The sequence below is a fragment of the Streptomyces sp. TS71-3 genome (assembly GCF_018327685.1).
GTDB lineage: Bacteria > Actinomycetota > Actinomycetes > Streptomycetales > Streptomycetaceae > Streptomyces.
The window spans coordinates 2911667-2924947 of record NZ_BNEL01000003.1; the positions used below are offsets into that span (position 1 = coordinate 2911667).

Here is a 13281-nt window from a genome sequence, read left to right on the forward strand (position 1 = left end):
GAGAGCGAGTACCCGATGTCTGAACGTCAGGTGACGATTGCCTCCCCGGTCGGGCTGCACGCCCGACCCGCCGCGGCCTTCGTCAAAGCGGTCGCGGCCGCCGGCATCCCGGTCACCCTGGCCCGAGCCGGTGGCGTCCCCGTGGATGCGCGCAGCATCCTCGCCGTCCTGTCCCTCAGCGTTCAGCAGGGCGATCAGGTGGTGGTCGCCGCACAGGGCCCGACGGCCGACGACGTCCTGGACCGGCTCGCGGTGCTGCTGGAGACGGCATGAGCGGTAGCGACGTGGTGGCGCAGCGCCAGGATCTCGGCGTCCTTGCCACGGTCGCTCATCGGCAGGAGACATCTCAAGGCGAACATGCTTGCGGAGGCCTGGGCTTTGAGGAAATCGGTGCCCCGGGCCTTGGACCGTGCGTCACGGCGGTCCTCAGCCTGCCCCGTTCCCCTGGACACGCGCGGCGAGGCCACGCGGGCCCGGGAGGACGACCTGGCCGTCGGTGACGACCATGAAGCGTTCCATCCCCGGCACGAGGACGTTGACGACGGCCAGGTGGTCGCTGACGTATCTGTCCCACACCCATGCGCGGTGACCGTGCCGGCGGAGCAGCGCCAGCAGGGCCTCCAGGTGGCCCTCGGGTGTGGCCGGGCTCTCGGCGGCGCGGAACGGCACGGTGACCGCGTCCCCGAGACGGGCGGAGAAATCGGCGAGGTAGCAGCGGTGCAGGGCCGGATGGGCCTCAGTATGGATCCTCGCCGCGGCCTCCTCCGCGGCGTCGGCGACACCGCTGTCGAGTTGGATCAGTTCGTGCAGTGCGCGCTCCACGGCGTACGCCGGTGAAAGGGACGCGCCGCAGCCGCGCACCCGGGCTGCGGCGCCGGGCTCGGCGGGCAGATAGGCCCAGTAGGCCGGTACGCCCAGGTCGCTGGTCATGTCCAGCAGCCACACCCGGCCGCCGACGTACTGCTCTGCGGCGCGGTGCAGCGCGGCCAGCGCCACGGGCAGTGTCGCGGCGTCGAGAATCCGCAGGGGCGGCGGTGTTCGGGAGAGGAACTGGCGGATCAGGAGCAGGGACATCGCGTCCCGCTCGATGATCTCGTTGATCGCGTGCACCATGGCATCGGCGCGTGTCACGCCGGCCGCCCAGCCGCTGTTGAGCGAGTAGCGGCAGAGCACCCGGTAGTCATAGGCGTCGCCGCCGGCCTGACGCGCCGAGGCCGGCTGTTCCAGGTAGGCGGGCATCGAGAGGAACGCGGGCACGTCCGTGTCCCGGCCGCCGGTCACGGACCGGTAGGGCAGGCAGGCGAGCGGCTGGTCGGGGCCGTCGGCCAGCAGGGCGAGCACCGCGTCATGTCTGCCGAGGGCGGCTACGACGCGGTGGGCGTCGCGCAGCACGATCTGGCCGGGGGGCGGCATCTCGCTGAGGTGGTGCTCCAACGCCTCGAAGACGGCGCCCACTCGCGGCGCCGCTCCCGCCCCCTTGCCGAAGCCGACTCCGGCGGGCACCGGCGCCCCCTCGCGACGCAGGTCGCATCGCCAGGCGCCGGGTTCGGTGGCCCCGGCGGGCAGCGGCCGCAGGGAATGGGTCATCCCCAACTCGGCGACGGCGGCCAGCGCGTGCCGTTCGGCTTCTTCGAGGGAGGCGGCCCGTTCGCCGTACTGCGGCACGCCGGCGACGGTCGTGTGGGCTGAAGCGGTCACGGGTCCCTCTCCTGTCTCGCACATGGGGCGTTCGGCTGTCCTCCTTGTGGCGTACCGCTGCACGCGGTAGGCCACGGGGGCACAATCGACGGAGGGGCCGAGGCCATCTGCACTGGCCTCGGCCCCCGTCCACCGGTTACGCGGCGTCCGCGTCGCTGGTGCTCTCCGCCTCGATGTCGCTCAGCATCCGCACCTCGCTGGTGGCGAGTTCGGGCTCCTCAGGGTTGCGGAAACCCGAGATGTCGACGTTGATCGCAAGGCCCACAGCAAACCTCCCGGCTTGGCTATTTCTTTACCTTTCTTAGTCTGGTGCGGGTTGCGCTTGCGAGATCAGTTGCATTCACGCCAACAGATGATCGAAGTATCGGGCCTTCGCCGCACGGCGACCCAGCCCACCCGAGGGGCCGAAGAGCACGCGGCTGCCCGGCGTCTCCGCACATCCCGCACCCTCCCCCGCATTCCCGCTTGCCGCCGTCGGTGAGGCGGTGCGACAGGCTCACCGCGGCGCGCGCAGTGGCAAGGTGGGCATCCTGTGCCGGACGCCACGCGAGGGCCTGGGCGTACAGGTCGTCGAAGTGCGCTCCTGCGACGTGAACGCGATCAACCGAGTCCGCACGCCGAGACCCTGACGCCCGACACGCGACAGGTCACGGGGATCATGACTGGCCCGCGCAGGGGCCGGCGAGTGGTGGCGTGATCGACCGAAACCCGTGCGGACCCGGGACCCAGGCCCAGACCCTGGGCCGGCTCAGTCGTGCCGGCGCTGGCGTCGGATCGAGGCCGCCACCTCGTTCTGCTCGGTTTCCCACCAGGGGCGCACGAGTTCCGGTGACGATGTCTGGCCATGGGCCGGCGCCGGGGTGGGGACCCGGGCGAGTTCCGCGTCGAGGCGGCGGTCGAGCGCCGCGGTCTGGACGCGTTCGGCGCGCGCCCACTGCACCAGGATGGCCAGCAGGAAGGGCAGAGCGGTCAGCTCGGCGATGCTGAGCATCGCGCCGCCGCCGATCTGCTGGTCGTGCTGGACGTTCGGTGACCAGGCCGGCGCGTGGTGCAGGTACCAGGCGCCCGCGATCAGCGTGCCGTGCGTCATCACTGCGAGCCCCGGGACCGCGTCGACGATGCCGTCCAGGAAGACCAGCGCCGCTCGTATCGGGTGGGTGCACCAGGAGGGCAGCGTCTGTTCGTGGGTGAGTACCGGGATGACGAACAGGGATCCGGCGGCGAGCAGGTGCAGGTACATCAGCTGGTGCAGCCAGCCGATGCGCAGGGCGGTGGCGAAGTACGGCGTGAAGTACACGGTCAGCTCGGTGGCGAGGACCAGGGCCGTGCTGACCAAGGGGAAGGTCAGCACACGCACCAGGCGGCCGGTCATGACGCGCCGGACCCGCGCCGCGGGGGCCTCCGGCAGCGCCTCGACGGTGAGCCTAAGGGGATCGCCGAGGGCGAGGCCGAGCGGCGCGACCAGGTCGAGGAGGATGTTCTGGACAGCGGCCGGCCAGAACAGCACGTGGTCGTAGACGGCCAGCGAGGACATCGTGGCCACCACCAGCGCACCGAGTCCGAGCAGCGCGAACGCCGCGACGCGGCCGGGCGGCCAGTGCTCGCCGCGTCGCCGCAGCCGTACCACACCCCAGCCGTAGAGCACGCCCAGGGCGACGACCAGCAGCATGGCGGGGACGTCCGGTTGCCAGGAGGTCAGCAGGCGCCCTGAGGTGAGCTTCGCCAATGACAGGGCGGACATATCGGTCATCGCTGGACCTGTCATACGTAATACCCTCCTCTCGCTCGGCGTGGGATGAGCCGGTCACCTTCACAGCGGGACGGTAGTACCCGCGGGCTCGGGAGGGGGCAGCGGGGTGCCCGGCGGCGGGGTCGGGCCCCGGTGTCGCGCCCGCTGCGGGATCGACGCGGGAAGGGATGTGCCGCCCGGACGTTGATGTGGTCGATGTCCTTGGTGCGATCACCGACCGGGCGTACTGGGTGACCGCATCCCACCACGACGCGCCCGCGCTGCGCCCGTGGTTGCGCGCGCGCCGCCGGGGCCCAGGGCCCGTAGCCGCGTGATGAAGCTCCGGCACCGGTCGGCGAGGGAGCCGGTGCAGCCGCCGCCGGCCCAGAGCAGGGTGATGGCGCGGTGCAAAGTGCACGCTCTCGGCACTCGCAGACTGCTGCGCACCCGGATCCTCGGCGGCCTCATCAATGAGCAGAGACATACCGCCTGACGTGCGGCGATGAGTTTCCGAGCGGCACAGGCGCGTGCGACAGCGCCTCCGATATCGCTGTCGAAAGCGCTGCCTACCCGAGGTGGGCCTGCGGGATGCAGCAGGATCCGACGGGGCACCGGGCGCCGGAGAATGCGGTCAGCCTAGGGGGGCCTTGCACTATGAGCGTCCGATAGGTCGCGTGGTCTGGTGCCGTGCATCGCAAGGCGCCGGAGAGTCCTTGATGGGGGAGGAGCTACCAGGGCCTTTCGGCAACGCGGCGAGGTGCGGTGCCAGGCCGCGCGAGCCGGGCGGGCGTAGTGCAAGGACGCCTAAGGCGTGTAGACGGCATCACTGCCGTACAGTTCCCTGGTGAACGCGGAGACATCGGCGCTGCGATCCGCGCCGTCGAGGTTGTACGTCAGATAGACGCCGTACCCCTCACCGACCGTGCGGCGGGCGAGGTCGGCGGCGGTGCTCTGCGAGGTCCCGCCAATCTCCACGGCCGCCGGCGACAGCTTCGACTTGGGCAGTGCGATGCCAGGGACCTGCCAGGTGCCGTAGTACGGGTTCCAGGCGTAGTCGAACTCGGACGAGACGTCGACGCCGCCGTAGGACAGGCGCGACGCGGCCGGGCCGATGTTGTAGAGGCTGATGATCTTGCCCGGCATGTCACCGCGCAGCGCCGACACCAGGTACACGAACGAGCTGTCGTTGGGCTGCCCGGTACCGTTGTTGCCGTACTCCGCGTACTCGTCGTCGAAGTCGATGCCGTCGAGGCCGTACTTGGCCACGGCGTCCGACAGTTGTTTCGCGAAGGTCGAAGCCGTCTGCTGGGACGGGAAGTTGGCGAAGCCCGCGCCCTGGTGGTTGCCGAGCACCGAGAGGACGACCTTGATGCCCTTCTGCTGCAACGGCCGTATCTGCGTGGCTGCGTTGTCGAGGACGCGTTGCACGTTCTCGTTGAAGTACAGGGTCGCCGCCTTCGTGCCCGTGTCGTAGTTGATGTTCGCCGCGAAGATCACAGCGACGTCGAAGACGTTGCCGCCGCCGTTGGCGAGGGTGTATTTGCCGACATTCAGCATGCTGTTGTTGTTCACCTCGACGTACGCCACCGAGGTTGGTCCTTCCTTCACGGGAGCCAGGGCCTCCGCCGCGCCGGTCGTGGCGGTCGCGCAGGAGAGGAGGGCCGTAACGGCAGACAGCGCGAGCACGGCCGTTCGTACCCTGCTCCGCACCAGAGTGAACATCGTTGATCGGTCTCCCCTCACTGGAGCAGCGCCCGACCCGTCTGCAAGCGCCGAGTGAGCCCCCGATCCTTCCGCTCCCGTGACCGAATTCCCAGAACCGTACGGGAACTCTTCACGACTCTCACGCATGTCGCGCCGCAATCCGAAGCCGCGCGTACGGTGGGGCCGGAGGGCCATGTCCACGGCGGTCGGTCCGGTGCCGATCCGCAGGATGGCCTCACGACATCGCTCGCCGGCCGCGGCGTCCAAGGCGCCCGGTGCCCACGGGTCGGCGACGAAGCGGTCACTGGTGCGCAGTGCGCTCGGCAGTCCTGCGGGGGAGGGGTGCGTCGGGCCCGTGGCGAGCACCACGCCGTCGGCGTCGATGGCCGTACCGTCGGACAGTTGGAGCCGGGCGGGACCAGCGGGTGACCGGCCGGGCCCTTGCTGTCGCGGATGCACTGCCGCCACGCGGTGAGCGTGCGGGAGGGGATACCGGAGCCGGCTTCCAGGGTTGTGGCGGTGACCGCGGCCAGGGCCGCACCCGCGTAGGTGATGCCGGCGGCATCCCACGCCAGGCGACAGGCCTGCACCAGTGTCGTCTTTCCGCTGCCGGCAACGACGACCACCGCGTCCAAGCCGTGGTCGGCCGTGAGGTTGCGCTCGGCCACGCGACGGCGCTGTGCGCTCAGCTCGAACCGGCCGCGACCACCTCGATCGGCTGCCGTACTGGGACCTCCTTGCTACTCACTCGGCCAGAACACCCCGATGGGCACAGCGCCCCCAGATACGGCACGCTGCGCCGATCGCAGGTTCAAGCGGATGGCCTCCGTGTCTCCCGGTCACCCGTCCAGAAACCCGAGAGTGGCCCTGGACGGCAGTGCGGGCAGGCAAGCGCCCGGTCCGACAGTGCCCTCATCGCTCCCACCGCCCCTGGCTGTCGGTGACCTTCTTGGCGTAGCTGTGGCTGTTCCGCTCGACTTCGGTCAGCCGAGTGGCAGTTCCAGGACGGCTTCCTCCCCGGGCAGGGAGGTGACGGTGGTGGTGCTGTCCTTCTTGCCCGTGAAGGCGTACAGCTTGTCGTGGCTGTTGACGACCAGGGCGAGGCGGTGGCCGTCGGGCAGGTCGTAGGCGGCGGGTTGGAGTGTCCAGCTGACGGTGCGGTCCGCGCCGGCGCTCAACCCTGTGGCGGTGAAGGGTTCGTGGGCGATGAGCTGGGCGCTGCCGTCCCGGGCCACGTCGAAGAGGTAGGCGACCAGGGTCGCGGCATCCGTCTCGTCGACTCGGACCGAGAGCCGGACCTTGGCGGCGCCGCGGATCCGGCGGCCGCCGGCCAGCGCCTCGGTGGACCAGACCAGCAGCCGGGTCCGCTCGAACCCGGCCGGCTCGTAGCTCCTGGAGGTGCCGAACCACTCCTTCTGTCCGGTCTCCATGATCTCGTCCATCGCGGTGGCGGCGGTCTCGTGCCCGGCGGTGAACTCGCGGCTCCAGCCCGTGGACGGCTTGTCGGACAGGGTGCCGTCACCTTTGCCGCCGTTGCCGCTCAGGTACCAGGCCTCGCTGTCGTTGGTGGCCTCGGCCCAGGAGTTGAGCGCTTCGCGCCGTGCCGGGACGGTGATCCGCTTGCCGCCGCCGATGGCCGGGGCGGTCTGGTAGGTGAACATGACCTGGCTGTTGACAACCGGCCAGTCGGGCACCTCGTTGGCTTCGCCGCGCAGGAAGTGGTCCAGCCATGCGTAGGCCTCCCGCATCGGCGTCAGCAGGCCGGGGAAGGGCGTACCGGTCAGCACGCCGGTGATGCCGGCGCCTTCCGGGGCGCCGTGGTCACCGATCCACAGGTTCAGGTGTTTCGGGGCGGTGATCTTCTCGAAGGCGGTGATCGCCTCGCCGACCGGGAAGAGGCTCTCGTGCCAGGTGTTCGAGTAGAAGGTCGGGGTGTTCCGCAGGTTGGTGATGTCCACGTAGGTCTCCGGAGAGCGCTCGGCGCCCCAGGCCACCACGCCCTCCATGTTCCGGCCCTCGCGGAAGTCCTGGAGGATCTGCCGCGTCTCGTCGTCGAACTTCTCCTCCTCGGTTCCCCCGGTGAAATCGATCAGTGTCCGCACGGCCTCCTCGTGCCGGGTGCCGTTGTCGTAGAGGCTGGTGGCCAGGTTGCCCCAGGTGCTCAGAGCCGCCACGGCGGCGACCCGGTTTCTCCGATCGTGCGCGGCGACCAACTGGCTGATCCCGGAACCGTAGGACAGGCCCAGGAACCCGACCGTGCTCGGCTCGAACTGCTTCTGCGCGTGGTCGATCACGCACGATCCGTCCGACCAGTCGGCCGGCCCGCCGACGTCGATGAACCCCTCGGACGTGAACAGCAGGCCCGGGGTGCCGATCCCTCGCGGCGTGTACGCCAGCACGTGGTAGCCGCGGGCCGCCAGCGAGAGGTAGCCGGCCATGAACGGCAGCCAGCCGAACGGGTTCCAACCGGCGGGCACGATCACCACCGGGCGCGGCTGCGAATCGTTCTGCCTGATCGCGAACGCGGAAAGGCTGACGTCGTCCGTCGTGGGAACGCGTGGGCAGGTGATCTCGGCTTGCCGCCGGACACCGACCACCAACTCCTGCAACTCCTCGGGGAGCGTGCTGGCCGGCGCGGTGCCCTGGACGGCCGCGAGCAGGGCTCTGGCGACGGCGAGCACCGACGGGTTGATGTCGAGGCCCGCGCCGCGCCAGATGCCGTTGGTGGCGACGTCAGCGAGTGTCGCGTCGGTGATCGACGGGATCGGCTCTCCACCTGATGTGGGCATGCGAACCGTCCTTTCCTAGGAAGCCGGGACGCCCGAGGGGACGTCATCCAGGCGGATCCTGGTCCGGAGCGACAGCATGAAAACTGATGGGCAGCCAGCTGAACCCGAACGTGTGAAAGTGGCCGAAAGCAACCCAAAAGGCTCCCAGGTTCGGGATCCCGCGTCGTCTGCACGGCCGAGTCGAGTCAATGGGCATCGCGGCGTCCCTGAGGGCTCTGCCCTTCAGTCTGTGACCACCTCGGCGGGTTGGGGTTGATCGACTACGGAGGCTGAGGACGCGCAACCGACGTGCAGGGGGTGCCGAGGGCCTTTCGGTTCTGGCGATCGCACTGCCGAAGAGGCGAATCGACACCACGAGGGGACGGCTGCGGTCGTAAGCGGCCCCTTCTGGTTTTCGGTCGCTCCCGGGTGGGAGCGGGGGAGTGGGAGCGTGCCCCCGGTGTCGCACGCCGTTAGGTCGTGTCCGGCGGATCTTCGTGGATCAGCCTGCGGCGTCTGGTGCCGTGCATCGCAAGGCGGAGGATCGTCCTCGTACTGGGCGTACTCGGCTGACTCCGACAACGCGGCGAGGTGCGGTGCTGGGGGCACTCCCCCACTGCCCTGAACGGGCGTGGGAGGTACCCCCACCCACGCCCTTCAGGCAGTGGGGGAGTCGCGGGCCCACGAAGATCCGCCGGACACGGCCTAAGGGGACAGCAGCTCGGTCAGGGTGACCGGGCGTAGCCCCCGACCGGTCAGACCGCGCACAATCGCGGGCAATGCGGTCACCGTGCCGGAATGCCCAAGATGCAGGCTTACGATCGACCCCGGCCGCGTCGAGCGGAGCACGGTGGATGCAACTGCGTCCGGCCCGGGATCGGTGTAATCGAGCGAGTCCACGTCGTAGGACACGCAGGTCGGGTAGCCGACTTTGCGGGCCTGCTGCTCGATCAGCGGTGTCGAGTACTGCGTTTGCGAAGGCCGGAACCAGCGGCCGTTCGATCCGGTCAGGGCGTGCAGCCGCCGGGCGCATCCCGCGATCTCCGCGTAGGCGCCGGAGGCGTCCATGGCCTTGATGTCCAGATGATGCATGGTGTGATTGCCCAGCTCATGGCCACCGCGCAGGATCCGCCGCGCGATCTGCGGGTACTGGTCGAGCCAGGTCCCGACGGCGAGCACCGTGACCCGCGCTCCGGGCCGTTCTGCTTCGGTGAGCAGCGCGTCGGCCATCGACGCAGGTCCTTTGCCGTGGAAGGTCAGCGCCACCAGGTTCCGGTGTCGCGGCCCGTGCACGACCTGCGGGCCAAGGTGCATGCCCGCGCTACCCGACGGGTGCACCGCCGAGGACGGTACCGCAGCGGCCGACCGGGAACCGGTGCCGCCGGGGGGCGTGCTCGCCTGTCGCGTGCTGGTGCACCCCGCCAGCCCGGCCCCGGTGGCAGCTGCGCCGGATAGGCGCCAGAATTTCCGCCGATCGATGGACATGTACGCAACGGTACCCATCCCCAGCCGACCTCACGGCCTGCCCCGCCGGGCGCCTCATTCCCAATATGCAGCGCCACGAATTCATGACGTTCCGGGCCGAAGAGTTGGTTGATGACGACGAGGTCGACGCCTTGCCCCTACAGCAGTGTCGCGGTCGAGTCAGCGGGCGCGTTCAAGGACCCGGCGGGCGAAGTCGAGGCTGTCTTCCTGGCGGTCCAGCGCGCGGCTGGCGGTGACGACGACGTGATCGACGCCCAGCTTGGCGACGTCCTCGATGGTGGTGAGGACAGCGTCGACGGTCGTATCGGGTTGGGGGTTGATGCTGACGATGACGCTGATGGTGGCGGGATCGCGGTCGATCCTCTCGGCGGCCGTGCGGATGGCGTCAAGTCCGTCGAGTGTGTTGTCGAGGGGGTGGTCGGGGAACGCGACCGGGAGCCAGCCGTCGGCGCGGCGGGCCACACGGTCGAGGGCGGCGGGGCTGATAGCGGCGAGGTAGACGGGTGGTTTCCGGACGGGTTTGCGTTCGACGTACGTCGCCGGGATGGTCCAGTACTGCCCCGCGTACTCGACGGGGTTGTCCGTCCAGTAGCGCTCAAGGATGTCCAGGCATTCGTCGAGGCGTCGGCCGCGTTCGCGCATGGGCACGTTGACGGAGGCGAATTCCTCGGGTGAGAAGCCGACACCGAAGCCGCTGACGAGCCTGCCGCCGCTGATCACGTCAATGGTGGTGAGCATGCGGGCCAGCAGGATGGGCGGGTACAGCGGGGCCTGCAGGATGTTGGTGCCGATCTCCACCCGCGTGGTGATCGCCCCGATGGCCGACAGCAGGGGAAGCGGGTCGAGGACGGCGCGGAACCGGGCCGGGATGCCGTCGGTGCCGGGGTAGTTCACGGTGGGGTGGACCGGGGCGAGCAGGCGGTCGGACACCCAGAGGCTGTCGGCACCGAGGTCTTCGAGTGTCCTGGCGTACCGGGGAATGGTGGCGAACTGAGCGTTCTGCGCTCCGCTCTGCGGCAGGCTGAAGCCGATCTTCATACCGAGGCCCCCTCGCCCAGCCGATTCAGCGTTGCCCGCGCCTGTTCCCGCAGCTCGTCCCGGACGGGTGCCGGCATCGCGGCCAGAATGATGTCCGCCTCCTGCGGGGTGCCGACTTGCTCCAGGAACTCGACCGCCAGATGCATCTCCACGTCGGGCATCCCCGCGATGACCTTCTCGGCGACATCGAGCCACTCCTGCTCGGTGACGTGGTCGCGCAGCGCCGGGAAGAGGACGGCCTCCTCGTGTTCCAGGTGCGTGTGGACCAGGTCGCGCACCGCGGCCGCCGCCTTGGCGAGGGCGGTCCGGTCGGAGTCGGCGACCGGGGCCGTCGCGAGCGCCTGCAGCGCCGTTTCCAGCCGCACGTGCTCGCCGCTGAGGTCGGCGAACCGGCCGGCGATCTCGGGTTCCTTGGCCGTGATCAGCGGCCAGATCAGGGCGTCCTCGGACTCGTGATGGCAGGGGAGCTGGCTCACGAGGAAGTCTCGAACCTCGGCCAGAGCGGCCGCCGAGGCCATGGGGCGAGTCGCCGCGTCGGCGAGCAGCTTGGTGACGGTGCGGTGGAGATCGTGCACGAGGCGGGTCTCGACGGCCGCCCTCGACTGCTGGTCTTTCATGCGAGTGACCGTATTCGTAATAGGATCCTATCGTCAATATGTGACACCATGTTGTATGTAGCATCGTGTCGTGCGCTCCTACAACTCGCCCCGCCGCCGGGACGCCGCCCTCGCCACCCGCGACGCGATCCTCGACTGCGCGCGCCGGTTGTTCCTTGCCGATGGGTACGCCAAAGTGACGGTCGCGGACATCGCCGCGGCGGCCCGGGTGGCCGTGCCCACCGTGTACGGCAGCACGGGTGGCAAGGCGGCGATCCTGCGGGCCGTACTGGAGCCGGCCATGCACGATCCCGCGGTCGATCGGACACTGGCCGGGATCGCGGCGACCGATGATCCGCGCCGGGTCGTCGCGCTCGCCGCGGCCGGCCCCCGGAGCTCTCACGAGCGGCATTGGGACCTCGTCTGGGGCCTGCTCCGCCGCAACCTCGCCGACCCGTCCGCCCAGGCCGTGCTGGACGAGTCCAAGGCGGGCTACCTGGCCGCGCTGACGGCGGTGGCCGACCGGCTGATCGCCCTCAACGCGCTGCGGGAGGACCTGGACCGGGCCACGGCCGTGGACGTGCTCTGGTTCTATCTGGGCCGGCCCGGCTGGTACACCCTGGTCGGCGATCGGGGCTGGGACTTCGACCGGGCCGAGGCGTTTCTCGCCGGAGCCGCCCAGCGGGCCCTGCTCCGCTGACCCTGGTCCACCCTCGCGCACCATCGCCCTCGCTTCTGCTACCTCACGCCCCGGACTGGGCCTCATCCCCGACCCACCAGAACGATCAAGCCGGGAGCGGACCCGCGAATACGGGCTGAGATACCACAGGGCCCGGCCCCCTCCGCTCTGAAGCGGCGGGCCGGGCCCATAGCGCGGTTACGCGGGAACGGTCTGCGCCGCGCGGCTGGACGCGGCGGCCTCCTGCGGGGGTGCGATGACCGAGCTGGTCGCCACGGTGAGGGCGCCCGCGACGGCGATCACGATGAAGGTCGCGTCGGTCCCCCAGGCGCCGTGCACGGCTCCGCCGATCCAGGGGCCGAGGATGCCGCCGAGCCGTCCGAAGCCGAGCATGTACCCGGTTCCGGTGCCGCGCGCCTGGACGGGGTAGGACATGGCGCACGTGTTGTTCAGCATGAACTGGCTGCCGATCAGGAAGAACCCGGACGCGGTGGTCACCGCGACGATGACGAACGGGTCGTGCGTGAGGATGACGCTCACCGTCGCCAGGGCGCCCACCGTGCACCACACCGCGAGGCTGCCCCGCCGTCCGAGCCGGCGGTCGGCGACGTAGCCGCAGAGGATGCCGCCTAGGAACGGGAGGCTGTGCAGCGCGGCGCCGGTGCCGAAGCCCAGCGAGAAGCTGTCGCCCCGCTCCACCAGCAGGTTGGGCGTCCAGGTGGACAGTCCGTAGTTGACGAAGAGCAGCAGGAACGCCGACAGCCACAGCCCGACGGTGGTGCGCAGGTACGGCGGGCGGAGCGGCAGCAGCCAGTCCTCGCGCGACCGCCTGGCGCGCCCGGCTTCCGGACGGACCACCGCGAAGACCCCCTCGCGGTAGGCGGCCGCGCGCTCCGGACGCACCCGGCCCAGCAGCCGGGCCGCCTCGGCGGTGCGGCCGCGCGCCGCGAGGTACTCGGCGGACTCCGGGAACACGGCGAGGAACGCCAGGCCGACCACGCCCGCCCCGGAACCCACGTAGAACAGCACCTGCCAGCCGTGGTCCACGGTGTACAGCACCCCGATGACCGAGGCGCCCACGGCGCCGAGCGAGAACCCGGCGGCGGCGAGCGACGCCAGCCGGAACCGGCTCTTGCTGGGCAGGTACTCGTTGATGTACGCGGTGCCCAGCGGCATGACCACGCCGAGACCCAGGCCGGTGACCACCCGGATCGCGAGGAAGCCGCTGTACGAGTCCACGAACACCGCGGTGAGCAGGCTGAACACGCCGGAGACCAGCAGTCCGCCGATCATGGTGGGCCGGCGGCCGAACCGGTCCGCGATGACGCCCTGCACCAGCGCCCCGAGCATCACGCCGACCAGACCCGAGGAGACCAGCAGCCCGGACTGGGCGGAGTCCAGGTGCCAGCCGCCGGCGACGTAGTGGATGACGTAGGAGGGGGCCAGCACGTCGTAGCCGTCGAACCAGATGGCCAACAGGACGAGCCCCACCAGCATCCAGTGGAACGGGCGTAGCGGGGCCTCGTCCAGTTCGGCCCGGACATCGATCACTCTGTCGTCCATGGTCAGGCTCCTTCGGCTGCA

At 70.1% G+C, this 13281-nt stretch carries 12 protein-coding genes; 2 read left to right on the forward strand and 10 right to left on the reverse strand.

Annotated elements, in window-relative coordinates; all coding sequences use genetic code 11:
• Positions 1-15: 15 nt before the first annotated feature.
• On the forward strand, positions 16-273 hold the full coding sequence (locus tag Sm713_RS36340; RefSeq protein ID WP_212914190.1) for an HPr family phosphocarrier protein: 258 nt from the start codon (positions 16-18) through the stop codon (positions 271-273).
• A gap of 153 nt (positions 274-426) precedes the next feature.
• On the opposite strand, the gene Sm713_RS36345 is transcribed toward Sm713_RS36340, so the two are convergent.
• The 9 genes from Sm713_RS36345 to Sm713_RS36380 all read right to left on the reverse strand — a co-directional run bounded on the left by Sm713_RS36345 (position 427) and on the right by Sm713_RS36380 (position 11039).
• The gene (locus Sm713_RS36345; RefSeq protein WP_212914191.1) at positions 427-1698 is read right to left on the reverse strand and encodes a YcaO-like family protein; all 1272 of its coding nucleotides are present in this window, start codon (positions 1696-1698) and stop codon (positions 427-429) included.
• Positions 1699-1834: 136 nt separating this feature from the next.
• Positions 1835-1963, reverse strand: coding sequence for a hypothetical protein (locus tag Sm713_RS41335; RefSeq protein WP_283249843.1), 129 nt, complete (start codon positions 1961-1963; stop codon positions 1835-1837).
• Positions 1964-2446: 483 nt separating this feature from the next.
• Complete coding sequence (locus tag Sm713_RS36350) at positions 2447-3463, reverse strand: cytochrome c oxidase assembly protein (protein ID WP_249416916.1); 1017 nt, start codon at positions 3461-3463, stop codon at positions 2447-2449.
• Between the two features lie 768 nt (positions 3464-4231).
• Complete coding sequence (locus tag Sm713_RS36355) at positions 4232-5149, reverse strand: endo-beta-N-acetylglucosaminidase H (RefSeq protein ID WP_212914192.1); 918 nt, start codon at positions 5147-5149, stop codon at positions 4232-4234.
• 17 nt (positions 5150-5166) lie between these two features.
• Complete coding sequence (locus Sm713_RS41885; RefSeq protein ID WP_374196142.1) at positions 5167-5820, reverse strand: AAA family ATPase; 654 nt, start codon at positions 5818-5820, stop codon at positions 5167-5169.
• A gap of 294 nt (positions 5821-6114) precedes the next feature.
• Complete coding sequence (locus tag Sm713_RS36365) at positions 6115-7920, reverse strand: CocE/NonD family hydrolase C-terminal non-catalytic domain-containing protein (protein ID WP_212914194.1); 1806 nt, start codon at positions 7918-7920, stop codon at positions 6115-6117.
• A gap of 684 nt (positions 7921-8604) precedes the next feature.
• Complete coding sequence (locus tag Sm713_RS36370; protein ID WP_308293212.1) at positions 8605-9402, reverse strand: polysaccharide deacetylase family protein; 798 nt, start codon at positions 9400-9402, stop codon at positions 8605-8607.
• A 141-nt stretch (positions 9403-9543) separates the two neighbouring features.
• A complete protein-coding gene (locus Sm713_RS36375) occupies positions 9544-10422 on the reverse strand; it encodes a TIGR03619 family F420-dependent LLM class oxidoreductase (protein WP_212914196.1) in 879 nt (292 codons plus the stop codon).
• Positions 10419-11039, reverse strand: a complete 621-nt coding sequence (locus Sm713_RS36380; protein WP_212914197.1) for a hemerythrin domain-containing protein — start codon at positions 11037-11039, stop codon at positions 10419-10421. Before Sm713_RS36380 ends, Sm713_RS36375 begins: the two co-directional genes overlap by 4 nt.
• 70 nt (positions 11040-11109) lie before the next feature.
• Between Sm713_RS36380 and Sm713_RS36385 the strand changes: the two genes are divergently transcribed.
• The gene (locus tag Sm713_RS36385) at positions 11110-11718 is read left to right on the forward strand and encodes a TetR family transcriptional regulator (RefSeq protein WP_212914198.1); all 609 of its coding nucleotides are present in this window, start codon (positions 11110-11112) and stop codon (positions 11716-11718) included.
• Between the two features lie 177 nt (positions 11719-11895).
• On the opposite strand, the gene Sm713_RS36390 is transcribed toward Sm713_RS36385, so the two are convergent.
• Positions 11896-13260: an MFS transporter gene (locus Sm713_RS36390; protein ID WP_212914199.1), complete on the reverse strand. Its 1365-nt coding sequence runs from the start codon at positions 13258-13260 to the stop codon at positions 11896-11898.
• Positions 13261-13281 lie beyond the last annotated feature (21 nt).

Coding starts and splice junctions, on each gene's coding strand:
- Sm713_RS36365 (WP_212914194.1), bottom strand. CDS start 7,920: ATGCCCACATCAGGTGGAGAGCCGATCCCGTCGATCACCGACGCGACA.
- Sm713_RS36380 (WP_212914197.1), bottom strand. CDS start 11,039: ATGAAAGACCAGCAGTCGAGGGCGGCCGTCGAGACCCGCCTCGTGCAC.
- Sm713_RS36340 (WP_212914190.1), top strand. CDS start 16: ATGTCTGAACGTCAGGTGACGATTGCCTCCCCGGTCGGGCTGCACGCC.
- Sm713_RS36355 (WP_212914192.1), bottom strand. CDS start 5,149: ATGTTCACTCTGGTGCGGAGCAGGGTACGAACGGCCGTGCTCGCGCTG.
- Sm713_RS36390 (WP_212914199.1), bottom strand. CDS start 13,260: ATGGACGACAGAGTGATCGATGTCCGGGCCGAACTGGACGAGGCCCCG.
- Sm713_RS36350 (WP_249416916.1), bottom strand. CDS start 3,463: ATGACAGGTCCAGCGATGACCGATATGTCCGCCCTGTCATTGGCGAAG.
- Sm713_RS36375 (WP_212914196.1), bottom strand. CDS start 10,422: ATGAAGATCGGCTTCAGCCTGCCGCAGAGCGGAGCGCAGAACGCTCAG.
- Sm713_RS36370 (WP_308293212.1), bottom strand. CDS start 9,402: ATGGGTACCGTTGCGTACATGTCCATCGATCGGCGGAAATTCTGGCGC.